This is a genomic window from Cognatazoarcus halotolerans, assembly GCF_009800965.1.
In the GTDB taxonomy this organism is placed as follows: domain Bacteria; phylum Pseudomonadota; class Gammaproteobacteria; order Burkholderiales; family Rhodocyclaceae; genus Cognatazoarcus; species Cognatazoarcus halotolerans.
On the sequence record NZ_WUAF01000005.1, the window covers coordinates 238,674 to 255,700 of the forward strand.

Below are 17,027 nucleotides of genomic sequence, written 5' to 3' on the forward strand. Positions count from 1 at the left end.
CATTCGATGACTGGACTTGGGGGGGCAGAAGCGCCACGGGTCGAGATAATCGGGGAGCGTGTCCAGCTATCCGGCGAATGGACCCTTCTGCGACTTTCACCCGAGCTTCAGCACATTCGCACTCGATTGCACGTTTCATCCCCGAGCTTCTGGGACATGACAGGGGTCTCGCGCCTCGACAATTTCGGCGCACAGCTATTGTGGCGCGCGTGGGATTCGGCCCTTCCGGACTCAGCTGAGATTCCCGGCAATCTGAGAGCGGTCTTCGAACGGCTTGCCCACACCGAGGTCGCTGTGCCTCCCCGTCCTTTGGGCGACGGCATCCTCGCTCCCATTCTTGCTGTCGGGAGATCGGTACTCCGATTCCGCAACCACCTTGGCGACTTCGTCGTTCTGCTTGGTCAGCTGGCGATCGACGCGGCCTTTGTTTTCCGCCATCCCACGCAGGCGCCTTGGCTCGAGTTTTCTGCCAACCTTTTCAAGGTGGGCGTACGGGCGATGCCGGTAACGGCGCTCGTCGGGTTCCTCATCGGCGTCGTGCTCTCCTATCTCTCGGCGCTTCAATTGAAGGCCTTTGGCGCCGACGTCTTCATTGTGAACATCCTCGGTCTCGGCATCATTCGTGAGCTTGGTCCCGTTCTCGTGTCTGTTCTGGTGGCTGGCCGCTCGGGCTCGGCGATGACCGCTCAACTGGGCGTCATGCGCGTTACCGAAGAGATCGATGCACTGTCCACAATGGGCATATCCCGATACCTTCGCCTCGTCGCGCCAAAGGTCGCGGCGCTGACCTGTGCAATGCCGCTATTGGTCTTGTGGACATCGGCGGTCGCGCTATTCGGTGGCATGGTATCTGCCCGGATACAGCTCGATATCGGCTTCAGTTTTTTCCTTGAAACGCTGCCGCGTGTCGTGCCGCTCGCCAATCTATACATTGCCCTGCTGAAAGGCGCGACTTTCGGCTTGCTGATCGCTCTGGTTGCGTGCCATTTCGGACTGCGAGTCAAACCCAATACGGAAAGCCTGTCTGCGAACACGACTGCATCGGTGGTCAGTGCGATTACCGTGGTGATCCTCGTCGATGCGATTTTCGCGATTGCGACACGCAATATCGGAGTGCCGATATGAGCGGGGCCGTGATCGAGTTGCGAGGCCTGTCAACCCGATTTGGTGACGTCTGGGTCCACAGGGGCATCGACCTACGGCTGGAAGCCGGGCAGGTCACCGCGCTGGTCGGGGGCTCGGGAAGCGGCAAGACGACCCTGCTGAGACAGATGGTCGGCCTGCTGCGGCCAGCAGAGGGCGAAGTGCGGCTATTCGGCGAACCGCTCTTTTCCGGAGGAAGGCTCGAACAGGCCGCCCGTCGACGCAGGTTTGGCATGTTGTTTCAGCAAGGTGCCCTATTCTCCGCGTTGAACGTGTATGAAAACGTTGCGTTTCCGTTGCGCGAGATGCGGACGCTCACCCGCGAGGAGATCGACGATCTGGTCATGCTTAAGCTCGCCATGGTCGAACTGCGTCCGGAGCACGCGTTATTGATGCCGGCCGAACTCTCAGGGGGGATGATCAAGCGGGTTGCGTTGGCGCGGGCACTCGCCCTTGAGCCCGAGCTTCTCCTGCTCGACGAGCCGACTGCCGGTCTCGATCCCGACCGTAGCGCAGGCTTTGTCCGGTTGATTCGTGAATTGCAGCGGCAACTGGGCTTCACGGTCGTTCTGGTCACCCATGACCTGGATACGTTGGCGGCACTCTCCAGTCGTATCGCCGTGCTCGCCGAAGGGCGTATTCTTGCGTTCGGTACGCTCGACGAGATCGTGCAGATCGACGATCCGTTCATCGAGAGGTTCTTCCTTGGCGAGCGCAGTAGAGCGGCGCTTGTCCGTGGCAAGGAGGCGAACTGATGGAAAACAGGGCGCACGCTCTGGCTGCGGGGTTGTTCAGCCTGTTTCTAGGGGCCGCAGTCATCGCAGCTATATGGTGGTTTTCGGACGACTCCGCGCCGGTGAAGCGATACCTGCTGGTCAGTCAAGGCAACATTACGGGGCTCAACATCCAGGCCCAGGTGCGTTTTCGCGGAATCCAGGCCGGCAAGGTGGAAAGCATTCGGATCAACGCCGACAACCCTCGCGAGATCCTGGTGCAGATCAGTCTGCGTGACGATCTTCCGGTGACACGCGGCACGACGGCGAGTCTCGGTTATCAAGGCGTTACCGGTCTCGCGTTCGTTCAGCTCGAAGACCGTGGTGCCGACCCGGTGCCGCTTGTCGCGAACGGCCCCGGTTTGCCAAGAATAGAACTTCAACCCGGGCTGATCGACAAGGCCAGCGATATCGCCCTCGAGACACTCAACCGGATCGGCTCCGCCTCCGAGAAACTGGTGCTGCTCCTGAGTGGAGAAAACATGAAGCGCGTCGAATCGATTCTTGGCAGGCTAGAATCGGCGAGCGCGCGGGTTGATGGAAGCTTGGCGGTGTTGCCGGAGATCATGGCCAACGTCAATTCCCTGTTGAGCCAGGAAAATCTCGGGCAATTCAAGACCGTCCTGTCCAATCTGGAAAAGACGACGGAAGAGGCCGGTCCCGCCGTCAAGGAGTTCCGCAGCCTGATCGTCCGCATTGACGAGAGCGCCGCAAGCATCGACCGATTCACCGAGACGGTTGGGGATGGTCTGATGACATCGTCGCTTCCGCGTCTGAATGCTTTGCTGCAGGAGCTGACCGCGACCTCGAGACAACTGTCCAGTTTGTTCCAGGAGCTCGAGGCATCTCCACAGATGCTGATTCTCGGCCGTGGTCATCAGGAGCCTGGACCCGGCGAGCCCGGATTCGAAGCTCCGCGTCTGTTCGGAAGCCGGGAAGGGGGCAACAAATGAGCATGGGGGCGGGTCGATGGCTGATAGTCGTGAGCTGCGTTTTACTGCTGTCCGCGTGTGGAAGTCTCGGACGTCTGCCAACGCAGTACTCGGTTCGTGACCTTGGACTTCCCGGCAAGGCCGGCGCGCCGCCGCCGATCCCGATACGTGCGATACAGGTCAAGGCCCCGAGCTGGCTCGGATCGTCGGCGATGCAGTACCGTGCTTCGGATCCAGTCAATCTCCTGCGACGTGCCTACATCGGCAACCGATGGGCCGCTGCGCCGGCAGAGCTGGTCGAAGTTGCATTGCAACGGGCGCTGCCGATCAGCAACCCCGAAGGCGGTGGATGCGTTCTGCTCGTTGACCTCGATGAGTTCTCCCAGGTCTTCTCGAGTGCTCTGGACAGTTACGCACTCGTGGAGGCTCGGTTGAGTTTGAGCTCTCCGCGCGATGATGCCGTGTTCGCCGTGGAGCAAGCATCGATCAGGGTCCCCGCCGCGACACCGGATGCGCAGGGCGGAGCTTTGGCACTGAGCGTCGCGACAGGCAAACTCGCCGACGATATCGCGGCCTGGTTGGCGAGTGTCGCCAGCGAAGCACCGAGTGGCACGAAGAGTTCGGCGCGCTGTCGATAGGTCGACAGCGTCTTTTCAACCTAGATGATGGATTCGGAAATGACTGAAACGCCAATCTCGATCTACGACACCGGTCTCGATCGTAATGCTGCGAACTATGTGCCACTTACACCCCTGACCTTCATCGAGCGCGCTGCCTACATCTATCCCGACAGAGTTGCGCTCATTCATGGCGAACGGCGCTACACGTGGGCGCAGACCTACGGCCGCAGCCGTCGACTTGCCTCCGCGCTCAAGGCCCGCGGTGTCGGCTACGGCGATACCGTTGCGGTGATCCTCAACAACACCCCCGAGATGTACGAGTGCCACTTCGGTGTTCCAGCCATTGGCGCGGTCTTGAACACGATCAACACCCGGCTCGACGGTGAGTCGATAGCTTTCATTTTGAATCACGGCGAAGCGAAGGTCCTGATCACCGATCGCGAGTATGCACATGCAGTACGGCAGGCGATCGCCCAAGCCGGCCGGGAGATGTTGGTGATCGACGTGGACGACCCGGAGTACCGCGGACCCGGCGACAGACTCGGCAGCATCGACTACGAATCATTGATCGCGGAGGGCAACCCCGAATTCGAGTTCGAGCAACCGTCGGATGAATGGAATGCAATCTCGCTCAACTACACGTCGGGAACCACCGGAAATCCGAAAGGCGTGGTCTACCATCACCGCGGCGCCTATCTCAACGCGATGTCGAACATCGTGAGCTGGGGCATGCCACCGCATTCCACCTATCTGTGGACCCTGCCGATGTTCCATTGCAACGGTTGGTGCTTTGCGTGGACGATGGCTGCCAATGCAGGCACCAACGTATGCCTGCGCCGGGTGGATCCGCGGCTCATCTTCGATGCGATCCGTACTCACACGGTCACCCACTACTGCGGAGCACCGATCGTGCATTCCATGCTCGCCAATGCCCCCGCCGAGTGGCGAAAGGGCATCACCCACAAGGTATACGGCCTGATTGCCGCTGCGCCGCCCCCGGCTGCGGTGATCGAAGGTATGGCGAAGATCGGATTCGATATCACCCATGTTTACGGACTGACCGAAACCTACGGTCCTGCATCGGTATGCGCAAAACACGAGGAATGGCAACGGCTGCCGCTCGCGGAACAGGTTGTCAAGAATGGCCGGCAGGGTGTTCGCTACCACGCCCAGGAGGCAATTACGGTGCTTGACTCCGAGAGCATGGAGCCGGTCCCGTGGGACAACGAAACCATGGGCGAAATCATGTTCCGGGGAAATTTGGTCATGAAGGGTTACCTGAAGAATCCCAAGGCGACCGAGGAGTCCTTCCGGGGTGGCTATTATCACACCGGCGATCTGGCTGTCATGCAACCGGACGGATACGTGAAGATCAAGGATCGTTCGAAAGATGTCATCATCTCGGGCGGCGAAAACATTTCATCGATCGAAGTCGAAGACGTTCTCTATCGACATCCTGCAATCATGGCTGCGGCCGTCGTCGCCGCGCCCGACGAAAAGTGGGGCGAGGTTCCATGTGCTTTTCTGGAGCTGCGCGACGGCGCGAGTGTGACCGAAGATGAGATGAAACAATTCTGTCGCGAGCATCTTGCGGGATTCAAGGTGCCCAAGAAATTTGTATTCACGGAGCTGCCAAAGACGTCGACCGGCAAGATCCAGAAATTCGTGTTGCGGGAGCAAGCGCGTTCCAGTGACTCTTTCGAATAGGCACCAGCCATACGCTAACGTCTGGTCAGGCATCGGATTCGCCACTACCATGCCTGACAGGCCCGCCATTACAAAAGGAGACGCAAAATGAGTGCCGTCATGCAAGCCGCCGCCGAATCGATATTGTTGCGACGCGATATCGATCAAGTGGCCCACCTCACCCTGAATCGGCCGAATCAGTTCAACTCCCTTTCCTTGAGCATGCTCGATGCGTTACTCGAGGAGCTCGACCGGATTGCGACGCAACAGAACATTCGCGCCGTCGTTCTCGGCGGGGCGGGCAAAGCCTTCTGCGCAGGTCACGATCTCAAGGAAATGCGGGCTAATCACGTGAAGGCATTTCAGCAGGAACTGTTTCGCCGCTGTACCAAGGTGATGATGCGCATTGTCACCATGCCTCAACCGGTAATTGCACGCATCCACGGCATAGCCACGGCTGCGGGGTGCCAGCTTGTCTCCATGTGCGATCTTGCAGTGGCAGTCGATACGGCGCGCTTCGCGGTTTCAGGCATCAATGTCGGTTTGTTCTGTTCCACTCCCAGCGTCGGACTCTCGCGCAACATGGGGCGCAAACAGGCTTTCGAGATGCTGGTAACGGGTGATTTCATTGATGCGCAGGAAGCGCGGGCGCGTGGCCTGATCAACCGCGTGGTTCCGGTTGAGCAACTGGATGAAGCAGTTGATGCGCTGGTTTCGAGTATCTGTTCAAAATCGCCGGTTGCGGTGGCGATGGGCAAACAGCTGTTCTACAAACAGCTCGAAATGGGCCTGGAAGGGGCCTATCAGGTTGCGGGTGAAGTCATGGCCTGCAACATGATGACCGAAGACGCAGCGGAAGGGATCGACTCGTTCATCGCCAAACGCAAACCGGAATGGAAGGGACGCTGATTCAAAGCTCGATGAGCTTGCTTCTGCGCGAAAGGTGTCGCGGATCATGCTGATAGATACTCACTGTCACCTCGATGCTGTTGAATTCGATGAGGATCGGGATCGGGTTGTCGAGGCAGCCCTCCATGCAGGAATCGAACGGATTCTGATACCTGCCGTTGAGGCAGATCAGTTCAAGCGAACGGTAGCCGTCGCTGCGCGCTACCGGTGCTGTAGAGTGGCCTTGGGTATTCACCCGCTTTATGTCGGGCGGGCCGAGCCCCGGGATCTGGATTCCCTACGGGCGTCTCTTCAGGCCGGTGATGCCATTGCAGTCGGTGAAATAGGTCTTGACTACTACGTGGACGATGCAGATCGGGAGCGGCAGGCGTTCTTCTTTTCCGAACAGCTCAAAATTGCCCGGGAATTCAATCTTCCCGTAATCCTGCATATTCGGCGTGCTCAGGATGACGTCCTGAAACATCTTCGTCGTGCCCGTTGTACGGGCGGAATTGCGCACGCATTCAATGGCAGCATCCAGCAGGCAAGTCAATTCATCGACCTAGGTTTCTGTCTTGGTTTTGGGGGGGCAATGACCTTTGAGGGCTCGCGAAGGATCAGGCGACTGGCGGCAGATCTGCCCGAGACCGCCATCGTGCTTGAATCCGATGCGCCTGACATGTCTCCGGCATGGGCTCGTGGCGAACGGAACGAGCCGGCTTACGTGCAGCGATTCGCCTGTGAACTTGCCCGGCTGCGCGATCGCGATCCGGCAGACATCGTCGAACGGTGCTGCGTCAATGCGCTGCGCGTCGTCGCCGGCTTGGCTTGATCGGGTATTACGGAACTGTGGTGTGGGCAATATCGCCAGCGATCATCGCCATGATGTCGGCTTTGAGTGCTTCGATGCTCTGGTCGAACTGATCGACCACCATAAGGGATTGTCCGAAGACATACGCATAAAGGAGCAGGCTGCGGCTTGATGCCTCCCGGACACCCAGGCCGCACTGCAGGAACAGTTCGCGTGCACACTTGAAACGAAAGGCATCGACCTCGGAGACGACCGCAGCCACGGCTGCGTCGCGTTTGGCCCAGTCCCGTACGGCAAGCTCGATGAGCATGCCTTTTCGGGATCGGCTCGCGCTGTAGACCTCTATCAAGTGAAGGATTCGCTGTGCAGCCTCTCCGGGCGCCGCACGTGTCTGCTTGGCGATATCCCGAATTCGCCCGTCTCTCCAGACGATGAGCGCTCCCGTGAGGAGATCCTGTCGATCTTTGAAGTGCCAGTAAAAGCTTCCCTTCGTTACCCCAAGCCGCTTGGCAAGGACCTCTACGCGGAGCCCCGCCACGCCCTCGGCAGCAAGAACTTCGATAGCCTCCGCTATCCACGTATCTCGATCGAGTTGGGGGCGTGCCCTTGAAGACATGTTTTCCATGGCGCGAAGTATTGACAGGAAACTCTACCATACGCTACCGTACGTTACCATACGCAATCGTATGGAGTGTCTGGCTTTGGGCGCCTTCCTGTCAAATCCGGCGCCGAGTGCCATAATGCTCAATGGGATCCCAAGCCCGCCTCGAGAAGCATAAAGAATCCAAGAACAGTCATAGGAGCATCGCTTTGAAAATCCTGGTTCCGGTAAAACGCGTTGTGGATTACAACGTGAAGGTTCGCGTAAAGGCAGACGGCAGCGGCGTTGATCTTGCAAACGTCAAAATGAGCATGAACCCGTTCGACGAAATCGCTGTCGAAGAAGCGGTTCGCCTCAAGGAGGCCGGTGTCGCTACCGAGGTCGTAGCGGTAAGCTGCGGCGTCGCGCAGTGCCAGGAAACACTGCGTACAGCGATGGCCATTGGTGCGGATCGTGGCATCCTGGTCGAAACGGACGCGGAACTGCAGCCACTGGCGGTGGCCAAACTGCTCAAGGCACTGTGCGACAAGGAACAACCGACGGTAGTAATCTGCGGTAAGCAGGCGATCGACGATGATGCCAACCAGACTGGCCAGATGCTGGCGGCGTTGATGGGATGGCCGCAGGCGACTTTTGCGTCCAAGGTTGCCCTGGCTGACGGCAAGGCCACGGTGACGCGCGAGATCGATGGCGGCCTCGAAACCCTCGAAATGAACCTGCCGGCTGTCGTGACGACCGACCTGCGCCTCAATGAACCGCGTTATGCAACGCTACCCAACATCATGAAGGCGAAGAAGAAGCCGCTCGAAACAGTCAAACCTGCTGACCTCAGCATCGATGTGGCGCCACGCTTGGCGACCATCAAGGTCTCGGAGCCAGCAAAACGCAGCGCTGGCGTGATCGTTGCTGATGTGGCCCAGTTGGTAGAGAAACTCAAGAACGAAGCGAAGGTGATCTGAATGAGCATTCTTGTCATTGCCGAACACGACAATAAGTCGCTCAAGGGCGCAACTCTCAATACCGTGGCCGCGGCCGCAAAAATCGGAGGCGAGGTCCACCTGCTGGTGGCGGGTAGCGGTTGCGGGGATGCTGCCGCCCAAGCTGCAAAGGTAGCCGGCGTGGGTAAGGTATTGCAGGCGGACGCTCCGCACTACGACGCACAGCTTGCCGAAAACATTGCCGCACTGATCGTTGCAAACGCAGGTGGCTACTCGCATATCCTCGCTCCCGCGAGCACAGGCGGCAAGAACGTAATGCCTCGTGTTGCGGCGTTGCTCGATGTCGCGCAGATTTCGGACATCATTTCCGTCGAATCAGCCGACACATTTGTCCGCCCGATTTACGCCGGTAATGCGCTTGCGACGGTAAAGAGCGCCGACGCGGTCAAGGTCATAACGGTACGCACCACGGGTTTTGACCCGGTCGCTGCCGAGGGCGGCAATGCTGCAATCGAATCGTTGGCCGCCGGGCCGGACCTGGCACTCTCCAAACTGCTGGGACGGGAACTTACAAAGAGTGAGCGCCCGGAACTCGGAGCTGCGGGCATTATCGTCTCGGGCGGAAGGGGGCTGGGCAGCAGCGAGAACTATCACAAGTTGCTCGAACCGCTCGCCGACAAGCTTGGCGCCGCGTTGGGCGCAAGTCGCGCTGCGGTCGATGCGGGCTATGTTCCCAACGATTATCAGGTTGGTCAGACGGGCAAGATCGTCGCGCCGCAGGTGTATTTCGCGATTGGCATCTCTGGCGCGATTCAACACCTCGCCGGCATGAAGGATTCGAAGATCATCGTCGCCATAAACAAGGATCCGGAGGCCCCGATCTTTCAGGTCGCCGACTATGGCCTGGTGGGCGATCTGTTCCAACTTGTACCGGAGCTGACGAGCGCCATGTAAGGATCCTCAGGGGCCTTTCATGAACCTCCTGTCGGACTTTTTTCCGACCGCGTGGCTGGTGATCGCCGGCGCAGGGCAGTTCATCGTCTGGGGGTGGTGTATTCGCACCGCCCCTTGGGCGAGGCTCAACCGCCCGGCAATTCTCAACCTCTGGCTGGGTTCAGCGGTGCTGCTGATGCTCACCTGGACCATGAAGGCAGCCGTGCAGCCCGGTCTGAGCCTTCATCTGGTCGGGGCCACGGCCGCTACCCTGATGTTCGGACCGCAGCTTGCGATCATCTGCCTTTCGCTTGCCTTGCTCGGTATTGCCTTCGATGGCGCAATTGCGTGGGCGTCGTACCCGCTCAATCTGCTTACGATGGTGGTCCTTCCGGTATTCGTTGCCGACCGCCTTTTCCGATTGGTGGACCGTCGCCTCCCTAACAACTATTTCATCTACATTTTCATTGATGCCTTTCTCGGGGCCGGGCTTTCGATCATAACCCTGGGCGGGGCATCGACGGTCCTGCTCGCGCTGGCCGGGGCCTATCCGGTCTCGCAACTGACTTCGGAATATCTGCCGTTCTTCCTCCTTCTCGGATTTTCGGAGGCATGGCTTACAGGGATGGCTCTCACATTGATGGTGGTGTTCAAACCCGAATGGGTCGCTACTTTCGACGATCAGCGTTATCTGGCACGAAAATGAAAAACTGCGGCCTGCACGGCTGCATCGATCCAACACCAAGACTGGAGCTACAAGAATGAGCAACTACACCGCACCGATACGGGACATGCAGTTCGTAATGCGGGAACTGGCGGGTCTTGCCGAAGTTGGCAGGCTTCCCGGCTGCGAGGAAGTATCGGAGGATCTTGTTGACGCGATTCTCGATGAGGCCGGAAAGTTCGCGAGCGGCGTTCTCGCGCCGCTAAACCGCACAGGAGACCAGCAGGGTGCCAGCTGGGAAAACGGCAACGTGCATACGGCAGCGGGCTGGAAGGAGGCCTACAAACAGTTTGCCGAAGCCGGTTGGACCGCGCTGGCCTGTGATCCTGAGTACGGCGGTCAGGGACTGCCGAAGCTGCTCTCGACCGCCGTCATGGAGATGTGGAAGGCCTCGAACATGGCGTTCTCGCTGTGCCCGATGCTCACGAATGGCGCCATCGAAGCGCTCGTTCTGAGGGGAACTGACGAACAAAAAGCGCTTTACCTGACGAGAATGGTGAGTGGTGAATGGACAGGCACGATGAACCTGACCGAACCGCAAGCCGGATCCGACCTTGCTGCCGTTCGTACCAAAGCCGAACCACAAGGCGACGGTAGTTACAAGATCTTCGGTCAGAAGATCTTCATCACATATGGCGATCACGACATGACCGACAACATCGTTCATCTCGTCCTCGCCCGCCTGCCCGATGCTCCCGAAGGCGTAAAGGGGATATCGCTGTTCGTAGTGCCGAAATTCATGGCCGACGCAGACGGAACGCTTGGCTTGCGCAATGACGTGCACTGCGTATCGATCGAACACAAGCTCGGTATCCACGCGAGTCCGACCTGTGTCCTCGCTTTCGGGGACAAGGGCGGTGCCGTCGGCTACCTGGTGGGCGAGGCCAATCGCGGACTCGAATACATGTTCATCATGATGAACGAGGCCCGGTTTGCGGTCGGTATGGAGGGGCTTGCGCTGTCCGAGCGGGCCTACCAGCAAGCGCTTGCGTATGCCAAGGAACGCATCCAAGGTACTGAACTCGGCGTACGTGGCGGCCCGAAGGTCAGCATCATTCATCATCCCGATATTCGTCGCATGCTCATGTCGATGAAATCACAGACCGAAGCGATGCGTGCGTTGGCCTATGTCGTCGGAGCCGCAACCGACTCCGCCCATCTCCATCCGGACGAAGAAGTCCGCAAGCGTTCTCAGGCATTTGTCGATTTGATGATCCCGGTAGTAAAGGGCTGGTGCACTGAAAATTCCATCGAGATCGCTTCCACCGGTGTCCAGATTCACGGAGGAATGGGATTCATTGAAGAAACAGGCGCTGCGCAGCATTTCCGCGATGCGCGCATCACCACCATCTACGAAGGCACCACCGCGATTCAGGCCAACGATCTAATTGGTCGCAAGCTTGCCCGCGAGGGTGGGGCGACGGCCAAAACAGTGGTAGCCGACATCCACGTCGTACTCGGAGAACTCGAGACGAAAGGCGGTGAGGCGTTCGCGGCCATTCAAAGATCCTTGAAAGGTGGCACCGAAGCTCTCTCTACCGCTATCGACTACATCGTCGCGACCTATGGTTCGGACATCAAGTCGGCATCGGTTGGTGCTGTGCCATTCCTCAAGCTGTTTGGAATTGTCGCGGGCGGTTGGCAGATGGCGCGCGCGGCACTGGCAGCGCAGCGCTTGCTCGACGCAGGGGAGGGTGATTCAGCATTTCTCTCTACGAAGATCATCACCGCCCGGTTCTATGCGGATCACGTGCTGTCTCAGGCTGCCGGCCTTGGCTACGCAATCGTGAACGGTGCTGACGGAGCGCTTGCTCTCTCCGAAGAGCAGTTCTGATTCCAAGAAAAAGGGGGCACCATCGGGCCCCCTTCCATTGCTTCACTTTTCGCGCTTTTATTGAACCTTCGCCTGACTGCGCAAGTCGAGCAGGTGCTTTTCCACCTTCTGTTGTTGCAGACGCTGCTGGATCTGCGGTTTCACTTCCTCGAAGCTCGGGGTCTTGAGTGCCCGTACATCATCAAGTTTGATGATGTGATACCCGAAATCACTCTTCACGGGTTGAGGCGTGAATTTGCCTTTTTCGAGACTGATCATTGCGTCCGAGAAGGGTTTTACGAACATTCCCGGGTTGGCCCAACCGAGATCACCTCCGCGCTCCTTTGATCCAGGATCCTTGGATTCCTTGGCGAGATCTTCAAACTTCTCGCCGGCCTGAAGCTTTGCGATGATCGCCTTGGCCTGATCCTCGGTGTCGACAAGGATGTGGCGGGCTTTGTACTCTTTCTCACCAAGCCGCGCCTTAATACTGTCGTATTCCTTGCGGATATCGGCATCCGAAACCGGGTTCGCCTGCACGAAGGACTGCAGATAGGCTCGGATCAACACGGCCTGTCGGGCCATGTCCATCTGCGCCTGCACTTCTGCGCTCTTATCGAGACCCTTTTTCTGCGCGGCCTGCTGCAGGATCTCACGACGTACCAGTTCTTCCTTTACCGCATTGCGCAGTTGCTCCGAATCCGGGGCCCCCTGGGCTTTCTGTTCCGCAATCAACGCATCGGCCCGGTTCGAGGAGATGGCAACGCCATTGACGGTCGCTATGGTTGCAGCCATTGCCGGTAGGCTGGCCGCCGCGAGAACTGCAAGAACCGTGCTGCTGTATCTCAGCTTCATATATTTCCTTTACTGGTTTTGGGAGTGCAATTCGGCCTCGCTACGGGCCTCGATTGCGAGCGCGTGGATCTCACGCTGCATCATGTCGCCAAGCGTCTGGTAGACCAGTCGATGACGCGCGAGAGTTGATTTTCCGGAGAATGCCTCTGAGACTATCCGCAGTCGGTAGTGTCCCCCGCCATCTCGGGCGCCCGCGTGTCCCGCATGCAGGGCACTATCGTCGACGATGTCGACCGAAGTGGGCGCCAATGCCGAAAGGCGTTTGCGCATGGTATCGATTACGCGGCTCACGGCAGTACCTTCTTGAACGGCTTAATCGTGGCAGCGGCATAGACGCCCGCCCTTGTGTAGGGGTCATCGGCCACCCACGCCTGGGCCGCCTCGAGCGATTCAAACTCGGCCACGATCAAACTGCCCGAGAAACCCGCCGGTCCGGGGTCCGGCGAATCAATGGCAGGCATCGGGCCGGCAAGAACTAGGCGGCCTTCACCCTGTAAGACTTTGAGGCGTTCGAGATGTGCCTCACGTACTGCCATCCTGCCAGGAAGGCTGTTGGGCACGTCTTCGCCTACGATGGCATACAGCATCAGGTTTTTTCCTCTTCCAGATAGCGAGAGAGATAGACGCCTTGACCAAGGACAAAAGCCAGCATCAAACCCATGCCGCCAAAGAGTTTGAAGTTGACCCAGGTTTCCTCACTGTACGAATAGGCGACGTAAAGGTTGATGAATCCCATCGCGGCAAAGAAGCAGGCCCATGCAAGATTCAGCCGTCGCCAGACCGGATCTGGCAGACTCACCTGCGCTTCGAGCATCTTGCGGATCAGGTTGCGGCCGAAAAACAGGCTTGAGCCCCCGAGCACACAGGCAAAAAGCCAATAGAGCGCAGTAGGTTTCCACTTTATGAACGTTGGATTGTGAAAGGCGATCGTCAACCCCCCGAAGACGGAGACGATCGCGAGACTCACCCACAACATCGTGTCTACCCGACGATGCCGAGCCCAGACCCAGACGATCTGACCAAGGGTTGCGAAGATGGCCACTGCGGTGGCCAGCAGGATCGGGGCTTGCTTCAAATCGATCCCGCCACCAAGAAAATGGTTTGCTAGCTCAAGAGATGCCGAGTCATACACACCGGCGACCTTGTAGGCAGCAAAAAAGAGTATGACCGGCAGGAGATCGAAAAGAAATTTCATCGCAGGATTATATCGAACTGGCCGAGCTCCGCATTTTTCAGCTGTCGGCCCGATTACGCATGTGATCGGCGAGTCCACTCATGGCGGTCAGCAAGTCAGAGGCGAGCACTTTGTCCGCAACACATTCAAGCATTGCCTGACGCATGCAGAGCATCCATTGATCGCGTTCACGGCTTGCGATCTCGAACGGAAGATGTCTGGCGCGCAGGCGCGGATGGCCAAAGCGCTGGACAAAAAGATCAGGACCGCCCAGCCATCCCGACAAATACATGAAAAGCTTTTCTTCCGAACCGGACAAATCATCCGGGTGCAGCTTCCGCACGTCCCAGGCTTCCGGCAGGGTATCCATCAGCGCGTAGAAACGATGCACCAACCTACGCAGGCCGGATTCCCCACCAATACGCTGATATGGCGTGGTCTGAACGGGCGCTTCGGGAAACGTCGAATTCTTATCGTGCATCGATTGAGTGGTTCGTGTGACGTTGTGACAGATCGTCTGAAGAATGCCGGATATCGGCTCGAATCTGCAACCGCATTGCGATCATCTATGAGGTCTTCTCAATGGAAACGCACTTGAGTGGAAGGTCGATCACCGCCTGAAGGCCCCCTCCGTCACGTTGTAGAAGCCGCAGCTCCCCACCGTGACCACGCGCGATGCGATCGACGATGGCCAACCCGAGGCCGGAACCACGAGCGTCGGTCCGAGCCGTCTCCAGACGAGTGAACGGACGCTTGAGCCGCTCGACCTCCTCTGGTGGAATTCCCGGGCCGCGATCAAGCACTTCAATGATTGCCCGCGACTCCGAGCGACGCAAACGCAACTCGACGCCTTGAGAGATGCCCGCGTAACGGTACGCGTTGTCGATCAGGTTGTTCATTGCACGGCGCAGAGCCAGTGGCCTTGCCTTGATCATGAACTCGCCGTCTGCATGCAAGCTCAAAGGCAGCCCGCGGCGGATGTAGTCGGCATGAATCTCGGCAAGAAACGCAGACAGTTCAAGATCGGCCCCGGATTCGCTTTGTCCATCTCGTCCAAAGTCGACGAATTGTCCAATGATCCTGTCCATCTCCTCGATGTCGGTCGCCATTGCCTCGCGATCTTCGTCACTTGCTGGCGACATCTCGACACCAAGGCGCAAGCGCGCAAGGGGCGTGCGCAGATCATGCGAGACGCCTGCGAGAATCAGGCGTCGATCGGCGTCAAGGCGCGCCAGATCGCCCGCCATATGATTGAAAGCACGTGCCACGTCGGCAATGTCGGAGGCGCCTTTCTCGGATAGCGGCGGGGGGGTCTCGCCGCGTCCTACCGCACGAGCGGCCTCCGCAATGCCTCGAAGCGGTTGATTGATGCGTGAGACGATGAGATAGGCCGCCAGCAGAGAAAAAGCGAGTGCAAGCGCCCCCCAACCGAGCCAATCTACTGCTCTGGGCCTGACAACACGGTCAGCTGGCAGCATTACCCAGTATTCGTCTCTATCCTGCGGATCAAGCCGAAAACTCACCCAGAAACCCTCAAGCCCCTCCCATGAGGAGGCAAATCGGGTCTGCTCGCCGAGACTGCGGCGAATCGCGCTGGTCAACAGCGCAATCGGACGCGTATCCGGCAACGGCTCGATCTCATCCTCGCGCTCGGCAGGGTAGATTCGTATTCCTTCGAGCGCGGCAAGATCGATCAACAGTTCCCTGCGACGACGCGGTTCAGCGTTGATAAGCGCCGTCCGTGTGAGGTTGACGACGCTCACCACCATCTGCGCAAGATCGTTTGCCCGCGGACCTTGCTGGAGGTGGCGAAATATCTGGTACCAAGCGACAAGCGCCATCACCATGACCACCGCGACGACGAGAAAGGTCTGCCAAAGAAGCGTCCGGGGCCATCTGGACCGGAATAAAGACATCAATCGCGCTTTGCGGGAACGAAGAGCAAGAGGCTGACCCCGCACGCGTCAGTCAGTGTCCTTCGAGCCATCCGGAACAAAAACGTAGCCGAAACCCCAGACGGTCTGAATGTAGCGGGGCTTCGACGGGTCTTCTTCCACCAGCTTGCGAAGACGGGACACCTGCACGTCGATCGCGCGATCAAAGACTTCGTATTCCCTGCCACGGGCCATCTCCATCAACTTGTCACGGGACAATGGTTGTCGAGGGTGCTGCAGAAGCACCTTGAGGAGAGAGAATTCGCCGGTGGTGAGTGGCTGCTCCTCACCGTCGCGGCTCAGCGTGCGCGTACCAAGATTGACCTCAACACGCCCAAAGGCCACGACTTCGTCATCGACGGTAGGAGCCCCCGGTGGCGACTGCGGCTGGCGCCTGAGCACAGCATTGACCCTGGCTACCAACTCACGGGGATTGAACGGCTTTGGCAGGTAATCGTCTGCCCCCATCTCAAGCCCGACAATACGGTCAACATCGTCGCCCTTGGCTGTAAGCATCACGATAGGCAGCGTGTTTTCAGCCGCGCGCAAACGGCGACAGATAGCCAATCCGTCTTCGCCCGGGAGCATGAGGTCGAGCACCATCAGATCGTAGTGTTCCCGGTGCAACGCGCGATCCATCGCGACGCCATCCGCCACGGCCTTCACGGAAAAGCCCTGTTCGCTGAGATAGCGATTGAGCAGATCACGAAGCCTGGCATCGTCGTCGACCAGGAGAATTCGATAGCGATGTCTTGACATTCGAGCATCGTAGCCGGGCACCGAGCTTCGTGCCAAGCGCCTTATTGAGTCGGCACGGGCACGCAGCGTAACGCTTCGTAAGTAGCGGTGGCTCTGCTTACAACTACTTACAGTCCAATCAGGGTGTGCAGGATCGAACGTTCACCATCCGGGTCGTAGTCGCTAAGCTTGTCGCTTGCCTTGAGTCCCGTCGCCCAAGTTCGCCCGCACGGAGTTTGCGTCTTGCCGCCTTTAAAATATTGCCGTTGCTGGTTTCGTATCCTCGGTTTTATCGTCTTCGCGGGGCTGGGTATCCAGATGCCGTTCAGATCTGCTCAAGCCGCGCAACCTGATTCAGTCTATCCGGAAACATCGCTTGTCCCGGCTCAGAGTGAGCGGGACCGTCGCGCCGAAATCAGACGGACACTGGACCAGCGTCCGCAGAGGGGGGGCGGCAAGGTCGA

General features: G+C 58.6%; 19 protein-coding genes. 11 read left to right on the top strand and 8 right to left on the bottom strand.

Annotated elements, in window-relative coordinates; genetic code table 11:
* The first annotated feature begins 6 nt into the window (after positions 1 to 6).
* The 7 genes from GQB03_RS08940 (at position 7) to GQB03_RS08970 (ending at position 6,874) form a co-directional block, all read left to right on the top strand.
* A complete protein-coding gene (locus GQB03_RS08940; protein ID WP_159687628.1) occupies positions 7 to 1,125 on the top strand; it encodes an MlaE family ABC transporter permease in 1,119 nt (372 codons plus the stop codon).
* Complete coding sequence (locus tag GQB03_RS08945) at positions 1,122 to 1,898, top strand: ABC transporter ATP-binding protein (protein ID WP_159687629.1); 777 nt, start codon at positions 1,122 to 1,124, stop codon at positions 1,896 to 1,898. Before GQB03_RS08940 ends, GQB03_RS08945 begins: the two co-directional genes overlap by 4 nt.
* Complete coding sequence (locus tag GQB03_RS08950) at positions 1,898 to 2,869, top strand: MlaD family protein (RefSeq protein WP_159687632.1); 972 nt, start codon at positions 1,898 to 1,900, stop codon at positions 2,867 to 2,869. The genes GQB03_RS08945 and GQB03_RS08950 overlap by 1 nt, the downstream gene beginning before the upstream one ends.
* 29 nt (positions 2,870 to 2,898) lie before the next feature.
* A complete protein-coding gene (locus tag GQB03_RS08955; protein WP_159687634.1) occupies positions 2,899 to 3,486 on the top strand; it encodes an ABC-type transport auxiliary lipoprotein family protein in 588 nt (195 codons plus the stop codon).
* Between the two features lie 39 nt (positions 3,487 to 3,525).
* A complete protein-coding gene (locus GQB03_RS08960) occupies positions 3,526 to 5,175 on the top strand; it encodes an acyl-CoA synthetase (RefSeq protein WP_159687637.1) in 1,650 nt (549 codons plus the stop codon).
* Between the two features lie 87 nt (positions 5,176 to 5,262).
* Entirely contained in the window at positions 5,263 to 6,063 is an 801-nt protein-coding gene (locus tag GQB03_RS08965) for an enoyl-CoA hydratase (protein ID WP_159687639.1), read from the top strand.
* Between the two features lie 46 nt (positions 6,064 to 6,109).
* A complete protein-coding gene (locus GQB03_RS08970; RefSeq protein WP_159687641.1) occupies positions 6,110 to 6,874 on the top strand; it encodes a TatD family hydrolase in 765 nt (254 codons plus the stop codon).
* 7 nt (positions 6,875 to 6,881) lie between these two features.
* Here GQB03_RS08970 and GQB03_RS08975 read toward each other — a convergent pair whose 3' ends face one another.
* On the bottom strand, positions 6,882 to 7,478 hold the full coding sequence (locus GQB03_RS08975; RefSeq protein ID WP_159687644.1) for a TetR/AcrR family transcriptional regulator: 597 nt from the start codon (positions 7,476 to 7,478) through the stop codon (positions 6,882 to 6,884).
* Between the two features lie 185 nt (positions 7,479 to 7,663).
* On the opposite strand from GQB03_RS08975, the gene GQB03_RS08980 reads away from it, so the two are divergent.
* From GQB03_RS08980 to GQB03_RS08995, 4 genes are read left to right on the top strand one after another with little or no spacing between them, the layout of a single operon-like run.
* Positions 7,664 to 8,413 (top strand): electron transfer flavoprotein subunit beta/FixA family protein, encoded by a 750-nt coding sequence (locus GQB03_RS08980; RefSeq protein ID WP_159687761.1) that lies wholly within the window; start codon positions 7,664 to 7,666, stop codon positions 8,411 to 8,413.
* Positions 8,414 to 9,346: an electron transfer flavoprotein subunit alpha/FixB family protein gene (locus GQB03_RS08985; RefSeq protein WP_159687647.1), complete on the top strand. Its 933-nt coding sequence runs from the start codon at positions 8,414 to 8,416 to the stop codon at positions 9,344 to 9,346.
* Positions 9,347 to 9,365: 19 nt separating this feature from the next.
* Positions 9,366 to 10,031 (top strand): energy-coupling factor ABC transporter permease, encoded by a 666-nt coding sequence (locus GQB03_RS08990; RefSeq protein ID WP_159687649.1) that lies wholly within the window; start codon positions 9,366 to 9,368, stop codon positions 10,029 to 10,031.
* 55 nt (positions 10,032 to 10,086) lie between these two features.
* On the top strand, positions 10,087 to 11,883 hold the full coding sequence (locus GQB03_RS08995; protein WP_159687651.1) for an acyl-CoA dehydrogenase: 1,797 nt from the start codon (positions 10,087 to 10,089) through the stop codon (positions 11,881 to 11,883).
* 57 nt (positions 11,884 to 11,940) lie between these two features.
* Here the strand turns inward: GQB03_RS08995 and GQB03_RS09000 are convergent, their stop codons facing one another.
* From GQB03_RS09000 to ompR, 7 genes are all read right to left on the bottom strand, one after another.
* Positions 11,941 to 12,717, bottom strand: coding sequence for a peptidylprolyl isomerase (locus GQB03_RS09000; RefSeq protein WP_159687653.1), 777 nt, complete (start codon positions 12,715 to 12,717; stop codon positions 11,941 to 11,943).
* A gap of 9 nt (positions 12,718 to 12,726) precedes the next feature.
* Positions 12,727 to 12,987 (bottom strand): BolA family protein, encoded by a 261-nt coding sequence (locus GQB03_RS09005; protein WP_159687764.1) that lies wholly within the window; start codon positions 12,985 to 12,987, stop codon positions 12,727 to 12,729.
* 17 nt (positions 12,988 to 13,004) lie between these two features.
* A complete protein-coding gene (locus GQB03_RS09010) occupies positions 13,005 to 13,304 on the bottom strand; it encodes a YciI family protein (RefSeq protein ID WP_159687655.1) in 300 nt (99 codons plus the stop codon).
* Positions 13,304 to 13,912 (bottom strand): septation protein A, encoded by a 609-nt coding sequence (locus tag GQB03_RS09015; RefSeq protein ID WP_159687657.1) that lies wholly within the window; start codon positions 13,910 to 13,912, stop codon positions 13,304 to 13,306. Before GQB03_RS09015 ends, GQB03_RS09010 begins: the two co-directional genes overlap by 1 nt.
* Positions 13,913 to 13,949: 37 nt before the next feature.
* Complete coding sequence (locus GQB03_RS09020; protein WP_159687659.1) at positions 13,950 to 14,372, bottom strand: group II truncated hemoglobin; 423 nt, start codon at positions 14,370 to 14,372, stop codon at positions 13,950 to 13,952.
* 85 nt (positions 14,373 to 14,457) lie between these two features.
* Positions 14,458 to 15,732, bottom strand: a complete 1,275-nt coding sequence (locus GQB03_RS09025; protein WP_327516806.1) for a sensor histidine kinase — start codon at positions 15,730 to 15,732, stop codon at positions 14,458 to 14,460.
* Between the two features lie 123 nt (positions 15,733 to 15,855).
* Positions 15,856 to 16,584, bottom strand: a complete 729-nt coding sequence (ompR, locus tag GQB03_RS09030) for an osmolarity response regulator transcription factor OmpR (RefSeq protein WP_159687663.1) — start codon at positions 16,582 to 16,584, stop codon at positions 15,856 to 15,858.
* Positions 16,585 to 17,027: the final 443 nt, after the last annotated feature.